This window comes from Pseudomonas sp. ES3-33, from assembly GCF_000952175.1.
Taxonomy (GTDB): Bacteria; Pseudomonadota; Gammaproteobacteria; order Pseudomonadales; family Pseudomonadaceae; genus Aquipseudomonas; species Aquipseudomonas gregormendelii.
On the sequence record NZ_JZRI01000126.1, the window covers coordinates 1 to 13,902 of the forward strand.

Annotated in this window: 12 protein-coding genes; 9 read left to right on the top strand and 3 right to left on the bottom strand. The window is 59.4% G+C overall.

What is annotated here, in order from left to right:
* Positions 1-182: 182 nt before the first annotated feature.
* Positions 183-1,196: an ABC transporter substrate-binding protein gene (locus UB23_RS21395; RefSeq protein WP_045061279.1), complete on the top strand. Its 1,014-nt coding sequence runs from the start codon at positions 183-185 to the stop codon at positions 1,194-1,196.
* Positions 1,197-1,311: 115 nt separating this feature from the next.
* Here the strand turns inward: UB23_RS21395 and UB23_RS21400 are convergent, their stop codons facing one another.
* Positions 1,312-2,232, bottom strand: coding sequence for a LysR family transcriptional regulator (locus UB23_RS21400; RefSeq protein ID WP_045061280.1), 921 nt, complete (start codon positions 2,230-2,232; stop codon positions 1,312-1,314).
* 182 nt (positions 2,233-2,414) lie between these two features.
* Between UB23_RS21400 and UB23_RS21405 the strand changes: the two genes are divergently transcribed.
* Positions 2,415-3,335, top strand: a complete 921-nt coding sequence (locus UB23_RS21405; protein ID WP_045061281.1) for a TauD/TfdA dioxygenase family protein — start codon at positions 2,415-2,417, stop codon at positions 3,333-3,335.
* A gap of 88 nt (positions 3,336-3,423) precedes the next feature.
* On the opposite strand, the gene UB23_RS21410 is transcribed toward UB23_RS21405, so the two are convergent.
* Together UB23_RS21410 and UB23_RS21415 are read right to left on the bottom strand one after the other, a co-directional pair.
* Entirely contained in the window at positions 3,424-5,040 is a 1,617-nt protein-coding gene (locus tag UB23_RS21410; RefSeq protein ID WP_045061282.1) for an alkaline phosphatase family protein, read from the bottom strand.
* A gap of 118 nt (positions 5,041-5,158) precedes the next feature.
* Positions 5,159-6,103, bottom strand: a complete 945-nt coding sequence (locus UB23_RS21415; protein WP_045061283.1) for a LysR family transcriptional regulator — start codon at positions 6,101-6,103, stop codon at positions 5,159-5,161.
* A gap of 166 nt (positions 6,104-6,269) precedes the next feature.
* Here UB23_RS21415 and UB23_RS21420 point away from each other — a divergent pair, with 166 nt between their 5' ends.
* From UB23_RS21420 to UB23_RS21450, 7 genes are all read left to right on the top strand, one after another.
* Positions 6,270-8,630, top strand: coding sequence for a TonB-dependent receptor (locus UB23_RS21420; protein ID WP_045061284.1), 2,361 nt, complete (start codon positions 6,270-6,272; stop codon positions 8,628-8,630).
* A gap of 304 nt (positions 8,631-8,934) precedes the next feature.
* Entirely contained in the window at positions 8,935-9,747 is an 813-nt protein-coding gene (locus UB23_RS21425; protein WP_045061285.1) for an energy transducer TonB, read from the top strand.
* 44 nt (positions 9,748-9,791) lie between these two features.
* Entirely contained in the window at positions 9,792-10,517 is a 726-nt protein-coding gene (locus tag UB23_RS21430) for a MotA/TolQ/ExbB proton channel family protein (RefSeq protein WP_045061286.1), read from the top strand.
* A gap of 1 nt (position 10,518) precedes the next feature.
* Positions 10,519-10,920: an ExbD/TolR family protein gene (locus UB23_RS21435; protein ID WP_045061287.1), complete on the top strand. Its 402-nt coding sequence runs from the start codon at positions 10,519-10,521 to the stop codon at positions 10,918-10,920.
* A 255-nt stretch (positions 10,921-11,175) separates the two neighbouring features.
* Positions 11,176-11,757 (top strand): alpha/beta hydrolase, encoded by a 582-nt coding sequence (locus UB23_RS21440; protein WP_045061288.1) that lies wholly within the window; start codon positions 11,176-11,178, stop codon positions 11,755-11,757.
* A gap of 54 nt (positions 11,758-11,811) precedes the next feature.
* Positions 11,812-12,741, top strand: a complete 930-nt coding sequence (locus UB23_RS21445) for a sigma 54-interacting transcriptional regulator (protein ID WP_045061289.1) — start codon at positions 11,812-11,814, stop codon at positions 12,739-12,741.
* Positions 12,742-12,975: 234 nt separating this feature from the next.
* Positions 12,976-13,758, top strand: coding sequence for a MetQ/NlpA family ABC transporter substrate-binding protein (locus UB23_RS21450; RefSeq protein ID WP_045061290.1), 783 nt, complete (start codon positions 12,976-12,978; stop codon positions 13,756-13,758).
* The last annotated feature ends 144 nt before the right edge of the window (positions 13,759-13,902 follow it).

Below are 13,902 nucleotides of genomic sequence, written 5' to 3' on the forward strand. Positions count from 1 at the left end.
AGATGTGTATAAGAGACAGGAAGAATATTTTTGATGCTCTCTATGCATATCGATCCAGGGCGCCCGTAATTGCTCGCTTAGGTCTAAATGATCTAAAAATGTGAATTTATAGTATTTAAGTGCTGGTCTGGATTCAGCCTACTTTCAGCGCCTCAATGCTGTCGTCATCAGGAGCCGCACCCATGACCATTCCTTTCAAACGAGTCATCAGCCTGTTCGCCGCACCGGCTTTGGCGGGGCTGATGGCCTTCACCGTCAACGCCGCCGAGCTCAAGGAAATCCGCATTGCAGTGCCGGACCTTAGTGCGGGTACGCAACACAGTGCTGGCGGGGTGGTGGACGTGCTGCGCGACCAGCAGATCTTCGAAAAAGCCTTCGCCGACCAGGGCATCAGGATTCAGTGGAATTTCTTCAAGGGCGCTGGGCCCGTGATCAACGAAGCGGTTGCAAATGGTCAGGTGGACCTTGCTTACCTCGGGGACTTGGCGGCAATCATCGGCAAGTCAAATGGCCTGGACACACGCCTGCTCAGCGCTTCTGCTCGCGGCGTGAAACAGTACCTGGGCGTAGTCCCCGGCTCGGGGATCAAGTCGCTGCAAGACCTCAAGGGCAAGCGCGTGGCGATCTTCCGCGGCACCGCCACCCAATTGTCTTTCGACGCGGCGCTGGCCAGCCAGGGTTTGAGCGAGAAGGACCTGAAAGTCATCAACCTGGATTTCAACGGCGCCGTGGCAGCGTTGGCGGCCAAACAGATCGATGCCTCTTGGGGCAGTTCCGGATTGACCTCGTTGCAAGCGAAAGGCTTGGCCGAGTTGCCGCTCAATACCAAGGACCTGGGTGGCGCAGGCAGCATTCAGAGTGTCTTGGTTGGCACTGGTAAATTTGTCGACGAGAACCCCGAGGTGGTCGCCAAACTGTTGAAAGCCCAGCAGCAAGCGGTGGAGTGGCTGACTCAGGACAGCAACAAGGATGCGTACATTCAGTTGGTGTCTGGGCTGGCGAGTTACCCCTCGATTATTCTCACGCAGGATTTGCAAGATCAGAAGTTGAGCGAGGTGTTCCCCTCGACGCTGGACCCGGTGTTCCTGGGCAAACTGCAGGACTCAGTGGATCTGGCTTCGCAGCAGAGGTTGATTCGTAAGCCGTTCAAGGTGAGTGACTGGGTGGCGCCGCAACTGGCCGCTGCCCAGCTCTAAATCCACGGTGTTCATGCTGGCCTAATCGCGGGCAAGCCCGGCTCCCACAGTTGACCGTATTCATTATGATGGAACTCGGACAACTGTGGGAGCCGGGCCCGCCCGCGATGAGGCCCTAAACCGCGACACTCATCTCTTGCTTGTCCACCGCCACCAACGTCTCGATCATTGCCCGCGCCGCTGGCGACAACCGAAACCCCGTACGACTCACAATCCCGCACCTTGCATTGAGGGTCTCGATGTTCTGCGGCAGATTTCGCCAATGCAGTAGCACCAGAGAACCCTTGGCAACGTCCTCGATAAAAGCCTCCTGCGTACCCACTCCAATGGCGTTCGATTGCAGCACGATCTTTACCAGTGCCGGGAAATGCTCGGTTTCGATGCTTGGGGAAAAATCCGTCCTTCCACTGAGGTTTGCCAGCAGTTTACGAATGCCCGGCGGTATCAGCGTGGTCGCCAGCGGGTAGTCGAACATGTCGTTGGTCGACAGGCTTTCCTTGGCCAGTAATGGATGCCCCGGACGGCAGAAAAACACCCCGCGCTTGGGCGTCAGCGCCTGGGTCTGGAAGTTCGGATCGGCCTCGAAATGGCGAATATCGGCGATGAAGAATTCGATTTCTTCGCGGCTCAGGGCGCGGCTGAGTTTTTCCCAGTTATCCACCTGAAAACAGGTGCGCACTTTCGGGTGGGCATTGATGAATTGCGCCACTGCGTCCGGCACCAGTTTCACCGCCGGGGCCGGGCCGCAGCCGAAGCGCAGTTCGCCGGCGTCGAGCTTGGTCATCTGCGTCACTTCAGCGCTCAATAGCGCGGCGCCCTGCACCAGTGTCAGCGCGTGTTGCAGCACCACCTGGCCCTCGGGCGTCGGGCGCAAGTCCTTGTTGCCGCGGTCTACCAGGACACAACCGAATTCCTGCTCCAACCCTTGAATACTGCGGCTGAACGCCGGTTGAGTGATGCCCATGGCGTCGGCCGCGCGGACGAAACTGCGGTGTTCGTTGAGGGCGATGAAGTAGCGTAGCTGGCGTAGATCCATATGCTTTTGCGGCATCCTAAAAATAGCTCGAAGGCATTTGCGACGAGGGTTGGTTGAGGTTTTAAATGCAAGCTCTTATTCCGTCAACGAAGCATTTGCATATCTATTAGATCTAAATTGAATATAGATAGAGCGTTGCTTCGCTGCCGCTCAACCGTAAGCAGTCCGATGAGGGTCTACCCATGAGCAATGCCGCTTTAGCTGTGAAACCCGATGTTCACGCGCTTGAAATTCATCCGGTGGCCGGCCGGATCGGTGCCGAGATCCGTGGCGTGCAACTCTCCGGCGCACTTGACGCCAGCACCGTCGACGCCATCCAACAGGCGTTGGTGCAATACAAGGTGATCTTCTTTCGCGAGCAGTCGCATCTGGACGACCAGACTCAGGAAGCCTTTGCACACCTGCTCGGCGAGCCGGTGGCGCACCCGACCGTTCCAGTGCGCGACGGCACCCGTTTCTTGCTGGAACTGGACGGCGCGCAAGGCCAGCGCGCCAACTCGTGGCACACCGACGTGACCTTTGTCGAGGCCTACCCGAAAGCGTCGATCCTGCGTTCTGTGGTTGCCCCGGCATTCGGTGGCGATACGGTGTGGGCCAACACAGCAACGGCCTACAACGAACTCACGCCGCAGCTGCAAGAACTGGCCGACAAGCTTGTGGCTGTGCACAGCAACGAATATGACTACGCCGGCGCCAAGCCCGACGTGTCGGAGGAGAAGCTGGAGCGCTACCGCAAGATCTTCACCTCGACCGTCTATGAGACCGAACACCCGGTGGTTCGTGTGCACCCGATCAGCGGCGAGAAGAGCCTGCTGTTGGGGCATTTCGTCAAGCGCATCAAAGGCTATTCGCAAGCGGACTCGGCGCACCTATTCGGGTTGTTGCAAAGCCACGTGATCCGACAGGAAAACACTGTGCGCTGGCGCTGGACGGCCGGTGACGTGGCCATTTGGGACAACCGCTCCACCCAGCATTACGCGTTGGATGACTACGGCACACAGGAGCGTGTGGTACGTCGCGTGACATTGAAAGGAGAGGTGCCGGTTGGCGTGCAGGGCCAGCGCAGCCAAACGACCAAGGGGCCGGAGATCGGCGGGGGCTGATCTGACGCCATCGTGGGCAAGCCCACTCCCACAGGGGATCTCTAGCGTCCGCAAGACCCTGTGGTAGTGAGCCTGCCCGCGATGCTTTTTACCAAACCCCGATCTGCACCATTTTCTCGGTCTCCGGCTCGCCGTAGCGAAACCGCTGCCCGCGCAGATCAATCTCCTGATGACTGATGGTTGTCCTGCGTTTCAACCCTCGCACCCATTCGAACAAATACCCCGCATGCTCCTCGCGAACCGAGGCAAGCGCCGGGTCTGCGCCCAGGTCCCGCAACTCCTGCGGGTCATTGAGCAGGTCAAACAACTGCGGCCGAAAGCCGTCATACGCCAGGTATTTCCAGCGCTCGCTGCGGACCATGGTCATGCGGCAACGGTCGATCGGTTGCTCAAGTCGTTCTCGCGCCGGGGCCTGGAATGCATAGTCGTATTCGCTGATCGCAAAGCGGCGCCATTCAATCTCAATGCCCTGCAACAAGGGAATCAAAGAGCGGCCTTCAAGCCGATGCTCTGCGCTCGGCAAGCCCAGTGCATCGAGAAACGTCGGCAACGCATCAATGGTTTCCACCAAGCGATCATCGACCGAACCTCGCGTTGCATCGGCCGCGGCTCGTGGGTCGCGAACGATCAGTGGAATGCCCACGGCAGGCTCCAGTAAAAACTCTTTTTCGCCCAGGTAATGGTCACCGAGAAAGTCACCATGGTCACTGGTGAATACAATCAACGTGTCATCCCAGCGCCCGTTGCTTTGTAGAAAATCGAACAGTCTGCCGAGCTGGTCATCGACCTGCTTAATCAGCCCCATGTACGTCGGAATGACATTCAGGCGCACCTCGTCACGAGAGAAATTCTGGCTCTCTTCGTGCTGGCGAAACGCGTTGTAAACCGGATGATCGCTCGCCTCCCCAGTGGCTGCGCGCACGGGCTCGATCACCTCGTCAGCGCCATACAGCGCGTGGTACGGCGCCGGTGCGATGTACGGCCAGTGCGGTTTGATATACGACAGGTGCAGGCACCACGGCTGCGCGCCCTGCTCGGCGATGAAGTCGATGGCGCGGTCGGTGGTGTAGACGGTTTCCGAATGCAGTTCGGGGACACGTGCTGGCAGGTGGGCGTTGCGCATTTTCCAGCCACTGAGGATTTCGCCGTGTGCACCTTCGCCAGCGTTGGCCCAGTCGTGCCAGGGGTTACGGCCTTCGTAGCCAAGGCCGCGCAAGTAATGGGTGTAAGGCGCCGAGTCGCGCTTGTCGTCAAATAACGGATCATCAGGGAAGATCCCGTCGTGACGAAAGTACGGCTCGAAGCCGACTTCATTCAGCGTTGCAGCTTGCTCGCCGGACTGGTCGATGGCCAGCCGTTGCAAGGCGTCGACGTTAGGCGTGGCGTGGGTTTTGCCGACCAGCGCGGTGCGAATGCCGTGGGGGCGCAGGTAGTCGCCGATAGTCAGCTCTTCCAGCGGTAGTGGCACGGCGTTCCAGGCCACTTGATGGCTGCTGACGTAACGCCCGGTGTAGGCCGACATTCGCGATGGCCCGCAGATCGTCCCTTGGGTGTAAGCCCGGCTGAACCGCACGCCCGCAGCAGCCAGGCGGTCGATGTTGGGGGTGTGCAAATGCGGATGGCCGTAGCATGAGAGGTAATCACGGCGCAGTTGGTCGCACATGATGTACAGCACGTTGTTTACGGTAGTTTGGGGGTTGGACATGGGTTCACCGATCAGAAGACAGGTGGGGTTTTTCGCTGCTCGAGTGGGGTCGAGGCAAGTGCATTTGGGGAATGGGGTGTATGCAGTGGGTGCATCGCTGGCCGTGCCGTTCGATGTTTCAAACGGCAAGATTCTCCAGCGAATAAACATCTTCATCCTGCTCATCAACCTCTTTGATCTGCGCAATCATCGCCTCTGCCAGCGGCGATAACCGATACCCTGCGCGGCTGACAATCCCATAGCGCGTGTACATCTCCTCCAGGTCATCAGCAAGCCCTTCGACCTTCAAACACACCAGCTCACGCTTGGCGTGATGCAGCGCATCGGCGTAGGCGCCGACAATGCCGATGGCGTCCGAACGCATCACCACACTCAGGAGGCTGTAGCTGTTTTCGCACTCCACATTCGGCGTGAAATCAGGGCGGCCGCTGAGGCCGACGATCACCTTGCGCAGGTTCGGCGGGCGGATAGTCACTGCCATCGGATAACTCATCAACTCGGTTGCACTGACGCTGTCGCGGCCCGCCAGTGGATGTCCAACGCGGCAGCAGAAATGCCATTTACGCGGGCGCAGGCGATGGGTCAGGTAAACCGGGTCGGCCTCGAATTGCCGGGTGTCAGCCACAAAAAATTCGAATTCCTCGCTCAACAGAAGTTTGCTCAGGCTCTGCCAGTCATCCACCTGAAACTGCACGCGCGCTTTCGGATAGCGGCCAATAAAGCTGCCGATCGCCCTCGGTATCAGCCCCGCCGCCGGCGCCGGGCCGCAACCGAAACGCAGTTCGCCCGCTTCCAGCCCATTGAACTGGTTGATCTCGTTAGCCATCTGCTGCGCCCCGCTGACTAGGCGCCGTGCGTGCTCAAGCAGCACCTGCCCCTGCTTGGTCGGCGCCAGGTCCTTGCGTCCGCGATCTACCAGCTGACACCCGACGCTGTGTTCCAGGGCCTGGATGCTGCGGCTGAACGCAGATTGCGAGAGGTTCACGGCCAGCGCGCCGGCGACAAAACTGCGCTGATCCGCCAAGGCGATGAAGTGACGTAGTTGACGCAAATCGATATGCATTTTTCACATAAAAAATATCGGGTAAATGCATTGGATATGCATTAGGTCGACTCCTTATAAAGGCTATCTCTTATGCAGTAAAAGTTTGTAAAAACATAAATAAATAACTTTAAAGAATATGCGTCGTTGAAATGTCATTGCGCATTTTTTGACCAGGAGCCGCTTCATGAGTCCGTTGAACCTCGCTTTACCCCTTGCCCCCCGACGGCTCAAACGCCTGCCCCTGGCCTTGTTGCTGGCCGGGAGCGCCAGTTGGACCCAGGGTTACGCCGCCGAAACAGCGGAACCTGCATCGGCACCTGCCAGCAAAGTCGCGGCTGACGGTTCACAGCTGGAAACCGTGACCGTCACTACCCGGCGTCGCGAGGAAAGTTCGCAGGACGTGCCGACTCCAATGAGTGTGGTCAGCGGCCAGGCGCTGGAGACGCAAAGGGTTTACCGGATCCAGGATTTGCAGCAATTGGTACCCAGCGTCAACGTCGCCTACATGCATGCGCGCCAGTCCAGCGTGTCGATTCGTGGCCTGGGCAACAACCCGGCCAGCGATGGCCTGGAAGGCAGCGTCGGCCTGTACATCGACAACGTTTACCTGGGGCGGCCGGGCATGGCGGTCTTCGACCTGATGGACATCGAGCAGCTCGAAGTGCTGCGCGGTCCCCAGGGCACGCTGTTCGGCAAGAACACCACGGCCGGCGTCATCAACATCAGCACCCGCGCACCGACGTTCACGCCGGAGCGCAGCATCGAAACGTCGGTGGGCGAGGACGGATATTTCCAGACCAAGGGCACGTTTTCCGGCCCATTGAACGACCAGCTCGCCGGGCGCTTTTCCGCTTATCGCACCCGCAGCGATGGCGACATCAAAAACGAATTCGATGGTCATGACCTGAATGGCGGTTCGCGCGAAGGCTTCCGTGGCCAGCTACTGTTCAAGCCCAACGAATCGTTCAACCTGCGCTGGATCGGTGACTACAACGAAGAAGATTCCAGCGCCGGCACGCGCGTGCTCTACAACACCGGCCCGACCATCAACGGCGTCAACGTCTACCAGGCGCGGGCCAACGCGGCCGGTGCCACACTGGTCAACGGCTCCCACCGCAAGGTCAGCCTCGACAACGATCAGCACGTCACAGTGCATCAGGGCGGCACGTCAGTGGAGGCCAACTGGACCCTGCCGAGTGACTTCACGTTGACGTCCATCAGCTCCTACCGTTGGTGGAATTTCACCCCGCGCAACGACGACGGCCTGAACGTCGCGGCGACTTATAACGCCGGGGTTTCCGTGGAAGACAAACAGTACTCCCAGGAATTTCGCCTGGCCTCGCCCAAAGGCGAATTCTTCGATTACGTACTCGGTGCGTATTACTTCGGCAACGACCTGGACAATAAATCCTTCGCCAATTACGGACCGCAAGCTGACATCTGGAACGGCACGCCAGCCGGTGCACTGGCCAACGTCAACAGCGTCGGTAATGGCCACATCAAGACCGACAGTTTCGCGCTGTTCGCCCAAGGTACCTGGCACCTGAGCGAACGCCTGGACTTCACCGCCGGCGTGCGTGGTACCTATGAGCAGAAAAATGCCTGGGTGACCCGCGATGCGCCAGAGGGCGGTGCGGCAGTGACGGGAGCCGCGGCAACGGCAAGGCGCGGCCGCACCGGGGCCTATGACTCGGGCGATTTGAATCAGTACAGCTCCAGCCCCTCGGGATTGTTGAACCTCAGCTATCGCTTCAACGACGACCTGCTGGGTTACGCCACGTTGTCCCACGGCGAGAAATCCGGGGGTGTGAACCTGGCAGTAGGCTCCGCGCCAACGGCGGGTGCCGACTCGTTGCTGATCGGTACCGAGCGCGCCAACAACGCCGAACTCGGTTTCAAAAGCACGCTGTGGGACCGACGCCTGCAACTCAATGCCAACGTGTTCTGGACCCAGGTCAACGCCTATCAGACCAACGCCTACGACGCTGATAACCGCGTTCAGTACCTGACCAACGCCGGTTCCGTGCGCTCGCGCGGCGTGGAAGTCGAAAGCACGCTGATCCCCTTGCGCGGCCTGACCCTGAACATCAACGGCTCGTACAACGATGTCAGTTACCTCTCCTACAAAGATGCGCCGTGCCCGCCTGAAGTCAGCCTGGCACCCGGCGCCCCTGCGTCTTGCGACCTCACGGGACACCAGGTTGTCGGCGCTTCGAAATGGATCGGCAACGCCAACGGCGAATACAAATGGAACCTGAGTAACGGCTTTGAAGAGTATGTCACCGCCAGCTATGCCTTCCGCTCCAAAGCGGTGGGCACGGTGGAAGACTCTGACTACGGCCAGATCCCAAGCTACGCGGTGGTCAACCTGTCTACCGGCCTGCGCGGCGACTTCAAGCAAGGCCAGTGGGATGTCTCGCTGTGGCTGAAAAACGCCTTTGATAAAACCTATTACTCGACCCTCTGGACCGGCGGCAACGGCGGTTATGAAGGCCTGCTCGGCACGCCTCGAACCTTGGGTGTGACCGGCCGTTATGACTTCTGATAACCCGGCAGACCAGCGCCAGTCGCTGATCAATGCTGGGAAAAGGCGCCAAAAACCATGCTTGCAGGGAATGTTTTTAATGCCTGAAAAGCATGGCGAGCCTGCCTGTCGACGGGAATCCTTGCAGAACAAGGCCTGCAGGCCATCGAAGATTTCGCATATTCATTTTCGGTCTATCCATAACTTTAAAGATTACTTTCAGAGATAAGCGTCTAACTGAATGATCTGTCCGTCGATACGTCGTACGGGGGATGTCAGGTCCGGCCTATCGGGTTATTCGCAAAGAGACCGCAGGAGTAAAGCAATGGGTAATGTCCAGACCGCCGCCAGTGCACAAGAGGTGCTGTGGCGCCAGGGGCCAGGTGGCGAGTTGGTCGACCTCGGCCGGGTACATCGCGTGCCTTTGGGGCAGCAGCGTTTGCAGCGCGCCCCAAGGGGCATCCTCAGCCGCCGGGAAACGATTTTGCTGGGTGTGCTGGCGCTGCTCGTGCACGGTGCGGTGATCTATTGGGTCAACCAGCAGCCGACCGCCGTGTTGCCGGTAGTGCCGCCGGAAATTCCACCGATGACCATCGAGTTTTCGCAACCGGCACCGCCCGTGGTCGAGCCGCCACCACCGCCGCCGCCTGTTCAAGAGGTGGTCGAGCCACCACCGCCGGTTGAAGACGAACTGGCAGTGAAACCGCCGCCACCGAAACCGATTCCCAAGCCGAAACCGATCGCCAAACCGATTCCGAAACCGGTGCCCAAAGCGGTTCAACAACCACCAGCGCCGCCACAGCCGGCCGCGCCTGTGGCGGCCCCGGCGCCACCCGCTCCCCCTGCGCCAGCACCCGTGACGCCGGCATCGGCCAACGCCGGGTACCTGAAAAACCCGGCGCCGGAATACCCCTCGCTGGCTCAGCGGCGCGGTTGGGAAGGCACGGTGTTGTTACGGGTCCATGTGCTCGCCAGCGGCAAGCCGGGTGAGATCCAGATCCAGAAAAGCAGCGGTCGCGAGGCCCTCGATGAGGCGGCCCTGAGCGCCGTGAAACGCTGGAGTTTCGTGCCCGCCAAGCAGGGTGATGTCGCCCAGGATGGCTGGGTCAGCGTGCCCATCGATTTCAAGATTCATTAAACAGAAACCTATTTCACGCGAAACGTTTACACGAGGAATTCATCATGACGTTATTGGCATCTCCACTTGAGTCCATCGAAAGCGCGGTGATCTGGCTGCTGGTGGTTTTTTCCGTGGCCACCTGGGGTCTGGCCTTGCTCAAGGGCGTGCAGTTCGGCCGCCTGAAAGCTCAGGATCGCAAGTTTCACAAGCAGTTCTGGGCCGCGTCGAGCCTTGATTCAGCGGCGGAGTTGGCCGAGACCCAGCCAGGCGCTGCGGCGCGGGTGGCTCAGGCCGGCTACGCGGCGATCCAGGTCGGTGAAGCGCCATACGCGGCGGATCTGAGCCAGGCGATCAACCATCAGGATCGCCTCGAGCGGGCCCTCCGTCAGCAGATCGTGCGTGAGCGCCGCTCGCTGGAAACCGGGCTGGCAGTGGTGGCAAGTATTGGCAGTACGTCGCCGTTCATTGGTTTGTTCGGCACGGTGTGGGGGATCATGGAAGCGTTGAAAGGCATCAGCGCGGCAGGCTCGGCCAGCCTCGAAACCGTGGCTGGGCCGATTGGCGCGGCACTGGTTGCGACCGGTGTGGGGATCGCCGTCGCGGTGCCGGCAGTACTGGTTTACAACTACTTTTTGCGGCGCCTGAAACTGACGGCGGCGGACCTGGACGACTTCGCCCATGACTTCTACAGCCTGGCACAGAAGAGTTCGTTCCGTGTGCTGGTCCACCCGACGGCGCACAAGGCTGCTGCGCCGGGCAACGCGCAAAAAGTGAAGGAGGCGTCCTGATATGGCCTTCTCTACGCAAGACAGCGATGAGGTGCTGAGCGAGATCAACGTCACACCGCTGGTAGACGTCATGCTGGTGTTGCTGGTGGTGTTTATTGTCACCGCCCCGCTGCTCACCAACGCCATTCCGATCAACCTGACAAAGACCGAAGCCGTGGCGCCGGTAGAGCAGAAGGACCCGCTGGTGGTGAGCATTGACGGTGCCGGGAAACTGTTTATCAACAAGGATGAAATCCAGCCGGACCTGCTGGAATTCAACCTCAAGTCGGCCAAGGCCAAGGACCCCGAGGTGCGCGTGCAATTGCAGGCGGATGACGGCGTGAACTACGGCGAAGTGGCACGCGCCATGGCGTCGATTGAACGGGCAGGTATTACCAAGCTGTCGGTGATCACCGCTCGCTAACAGTTTCAAGTTTTCCGGGGCCGTCTCCTTGGCAGGGTGCGGCCCCTTTTTTTGCCTGAAAAAACACCTCGTAGGAGCTGCCGCAGGCTGCGATCTTTTGATCTTGCTTTTAAAAGATCAAAAGATCGCAGCCTGCGGCAGCTCCTACGGGGTTATTCGATAGTGATCTTAATAAATAGCTTCTTATTCCTTAACGGATATAACTCCACTCCCTATACTCGCTCAGGAACAGACACGCAGCAGGAGAGTTCCCCCATGCGCAACGAATCAATTCGCTACCTGATTGTGCCGGGCTGGCAAGGATCGCCAGATGATCATTGGCAGAGCCACTGGCAGAACAGTTTGCCGAACAGCGCACGGGTGGAGCAGGCCGACTGGCTGACGCCCCGCCGTGAAGATTGGGTCGCGGCGCTGGCCGAGGCGATTGCTGCGGACAGTACGCCGGTGATCCTGATTGCTCACAGCCTGGGCTGCATCACGGTCGCCCACTGGGCGGCTGCCGCGCCCGTGCAGTTTTTGCGACAGGTGCGCGGCGCGTTGCTCGTCGCTCCGGCAGACGTGGAGCGCCCGGCCTGCGTGCCCGCCCTGCGCAACTTCGCACCGATTCCGACCGACCTGCTGCCGTTTCCGAGTCAGGTCGTCAGCTCCGACAATGATAGTGCCGTCAGTGCCCCGCGAGCGCTGGAACTGGCGCGCACCTGGGGCGCCGAGGCGGGGATCCTGGCGGGGGCAGGGCACATCAATGTGAAGTCCGGCCACCAGCGCTGGGAGCAGGGTTTTGCCTACCTGTATCGCCTGCAAAACCGTATGGAACATCACGCCCTGCGTCGCGCCTGATTTTTCCTTTTTTAAACGCCCCCGCCCTCCGGCGGTTTTGGGCGGGAGCCTGCCATGAGTTTTGAAGCCTTTGGTCAGCCGCTGCTGACCTTCCCCGACGCAGAAAAAAGCCCGCTAAGTATCCGCGCCAAGGCGCTGGTGTTTGTTGATCCACGCTCGCGGCAGTTGCGCCAAGAGCTCGAGCAATTGGCGCCGCGTGCGATTTGCGTGCTGATTCGTGGCGAGACCGGTAGCGGCAAGGAGCTGCTGGCGCGGCACATCCATCGCGCCAGCGATCGCAGCGGGCTTTTCGTGTCGGTCAATTGCGGTGCAATCAGCCCGACCTATGCGGATGCCGAATTGTTCGGTTACGCAGCCGGCAGCTACACCGGGGCAGCGAGCAGCCGCGCGGGCTGGTTTGGGTCGGCCAACGGCGGCACCTTGTACCTGGATGAGATCGGCGACCTGCCGCTGCCGATTCAGATCAAACTGCTGGCGGCCCTGGAAAATCACGAAGTCACCCGCGTGGGCGCTCAACAGCCAAGCCCGGTGGACGTGCGATTGGTGGCCGCCACCAGCATTGACCTGGCGCAAGCCGTAGCTGCCGGGAAATTCCACGAACGTTTGTATCACTACCTCAGCGAAGGCCAGTTGGAGCTACCGGCGCTGCGCGAGCGGGTGGGCGATATTCTGTCGTTGTCCGAATACTTCCTCGGCATCTATAGCCAGCGCCTGGACTTGCCGGTGCCGTTGATCAGCGAGGCGGCGCAGCAAGTGCTGGAGCAGCACAGTTGGCCGGGTAATACCCGGGAGCTGGAGAACGTCATTCATTTTGCGTTGCTGGTCAGTACGGGCGACGAGATTCTGCCGGAGCATTTGAATTTGCCAACAGTGCCGAGTGCGCTTGAGCAAATCGAACGGCAGCTCAGGCATGTTCTCGCGAAGGGTTCCAATGCCGACAAGGCTGCCTTGAAACTGCTGCTCCATAACCACTCCGTCCTGTAGGAGTAAAGCTTGCTCGCGATTGGCCTCATTGGTGCAGACCGAGCCGCCCGGATCGCGAGCAAGCTTTGCTCACACATGTGTATGAACAAAATGGAATATCAAAGTAAATAAAAGATATTGTTAAGGAATAAAAAATCCCGGTATTGTCCGCGTCACGCCAGCGATAGCACTTCACTGGCACTCGTACTCTTAGCCGTCGTCGATGACGATCGCGATTTTCGATAAGGACACTGCATGAAAAAGGTTCTGTTGTTCACCGCATTGGCGGCTGCCCTGACCGCGGGCCTGGCCCAGGCCGGCGAAAAACTGGTAGTGGCGGCGACTCCGGTTCCACACGCCGAGATTCTGGAACTGATCAAGCCAACCCTCGCCAAAGAAGGCGTGGACCTGGAAATCAAGGTCTTCACCGACTACGTCCAACCCAACGTACAGGTCGATCAGAAGCGTCTGGACGCCAACTACTTCCAGACCCTGCCGTACCTGAACAGCTTCAACGAAGGCAAAGGCACTAACCTGGTGACCGTGATCGGCGTGCACGTCGAACCGTTCGGTGGCTACTCCAAGAAGGTCAAAAGCCTGGCTGAACTGAAAGACGGCGCGACCATCGCTATCCCGAACGAAGGCAGCAACAGCGGCCGTGCCCTGATCCTGCTGCAGAAGGCTGGCCTGATCGAGTTGAAAGACCCGAAAAACGCTCTGGCCACTCCGAAGGACATTGCCAAGAACCCGCATAACTTCAAGTTCAAGGAACTCGAATCGGCCATGCTGCCGCGGGTTCTGGATCAGGTCGATCTGGACATGATCAACACCAACTACGCGCTGGAAGCCGGCCTGAACCCGGCTAAAGACGCCCTGGTCATCGAAGGTGCCGATTCGCCTTACGTGAACTTCCTGGTGGCCCGTCCGGACAACAAGGACAGCGTTGCCATTCAGAAGCTGGCCAAGGCGTTGACCAGTCCTGAAGTGAAGGCTTTCATCGCGAAGAAATACAGCGGCGCGGTACTGCCTGCGTTCTGATTTGTTCGCTAACCGCATCACGGTTGCAAACGCCGACGGCTGATAGAGCGTCGGCGTTTTTTTATGCCCCCGAAAAGCATCTCTGACAGGTGTCAGCCACTGGATTTGAGTGCGGGCAATGGTCATCGGACCTCCAACCCGGTA

What these genes read in the sequence shown, in the direction of transcription:
- UB23_RS21440 (WP_045061288.1), top strand. Translation starts at nt 11,176, where the DNA reads ATGCGCAACGAATCAATTCGCTACCTGATTGTGCCGGGCTGGCAAGGA.
- UB23_RS21430 (WP_045061286.1), top strand. Translation starts at nt 9,792, where the DNA reads ATGACGTTATTGGCATCTCCACTTGAGTCCATCGAAAGCGCGGTGATC.
- UB23_RS21395 (WP_045061279.1), top strand. Translation starts at nt 183, where the DNA reads ATGACCATTCCTTTCAAACGAGTCATCAGCCTGTTCGCCGCACCGGCT.
- UB23_RS21400 (WP_045061280.1), bottom strand. Translation starts at nt 2,232, where the DNA reads ATGGATCTACGCCAGCTACGCTACTTCATCGCCCTCAACGAACACCGC.
- UB23_RS21435 (WP_045061287.1), top strand. Translation starts at nt 10,519, where the DNA reads ATGGCCTTCTCTACGCAAGACAGCGATGAGGTGCTGAGCGAGATCAAC.
- UB23_RS21415 (WP_045061283.1), bottom strand. Translation starts at nt 6,103, where the DNA reads ATGCATATCGATTTGCGTCAACTACGTCACTTCATCGCCTTGGCGGAT.
- UB23_RS21405 (WP_045061281.1), top strand. Translation starts at nt 2,415, where the DNA reads ATGAGCAATGCCGCTTTAGCTGTGAAACCCGATGTTCACGCGCTTGAA.
- UB23_RS21420 (WP_045061284.1), top strand. Translation starts at nt 6,270, where the DNA reads ATGAGTCCGTTGAACCTCGCTTTACCCCTTGCCCCCCGACGGCTCAAA.
- UB23_RS21410 (WP_045061282.1), bottom strand. Translation starts at nt 5,040, where the DNA reads ATGTCCAACCCCCAAACTACCGTAAACAACGTGCTGTACATCATGTGC.
- UB23_RS21450 (WP_045061290.1), top strand. Translation starts at nt 12,976, where the DNA reads ATGAAAAAGGTTCTGTTGTTCACCGCATTGGCGGCTGCCCTGACCGCG.
- UB23_RS21425 (WP_045061285.1), top strand. Translation starts at nt 8,935, where the DNA reads ATGGGTAATGTCCAGACCGCCGCCAGTGCACAAGAGGTGCTGTGGCGC.
- UB23_RS21445 (WP_045061289.1), top strand. Translation starts at nt 11,812, where the DNA reads ATGAGTTTTGAAGCCTTTGGTCAGCCGCTGCTGACCTTCCCCGACGCA.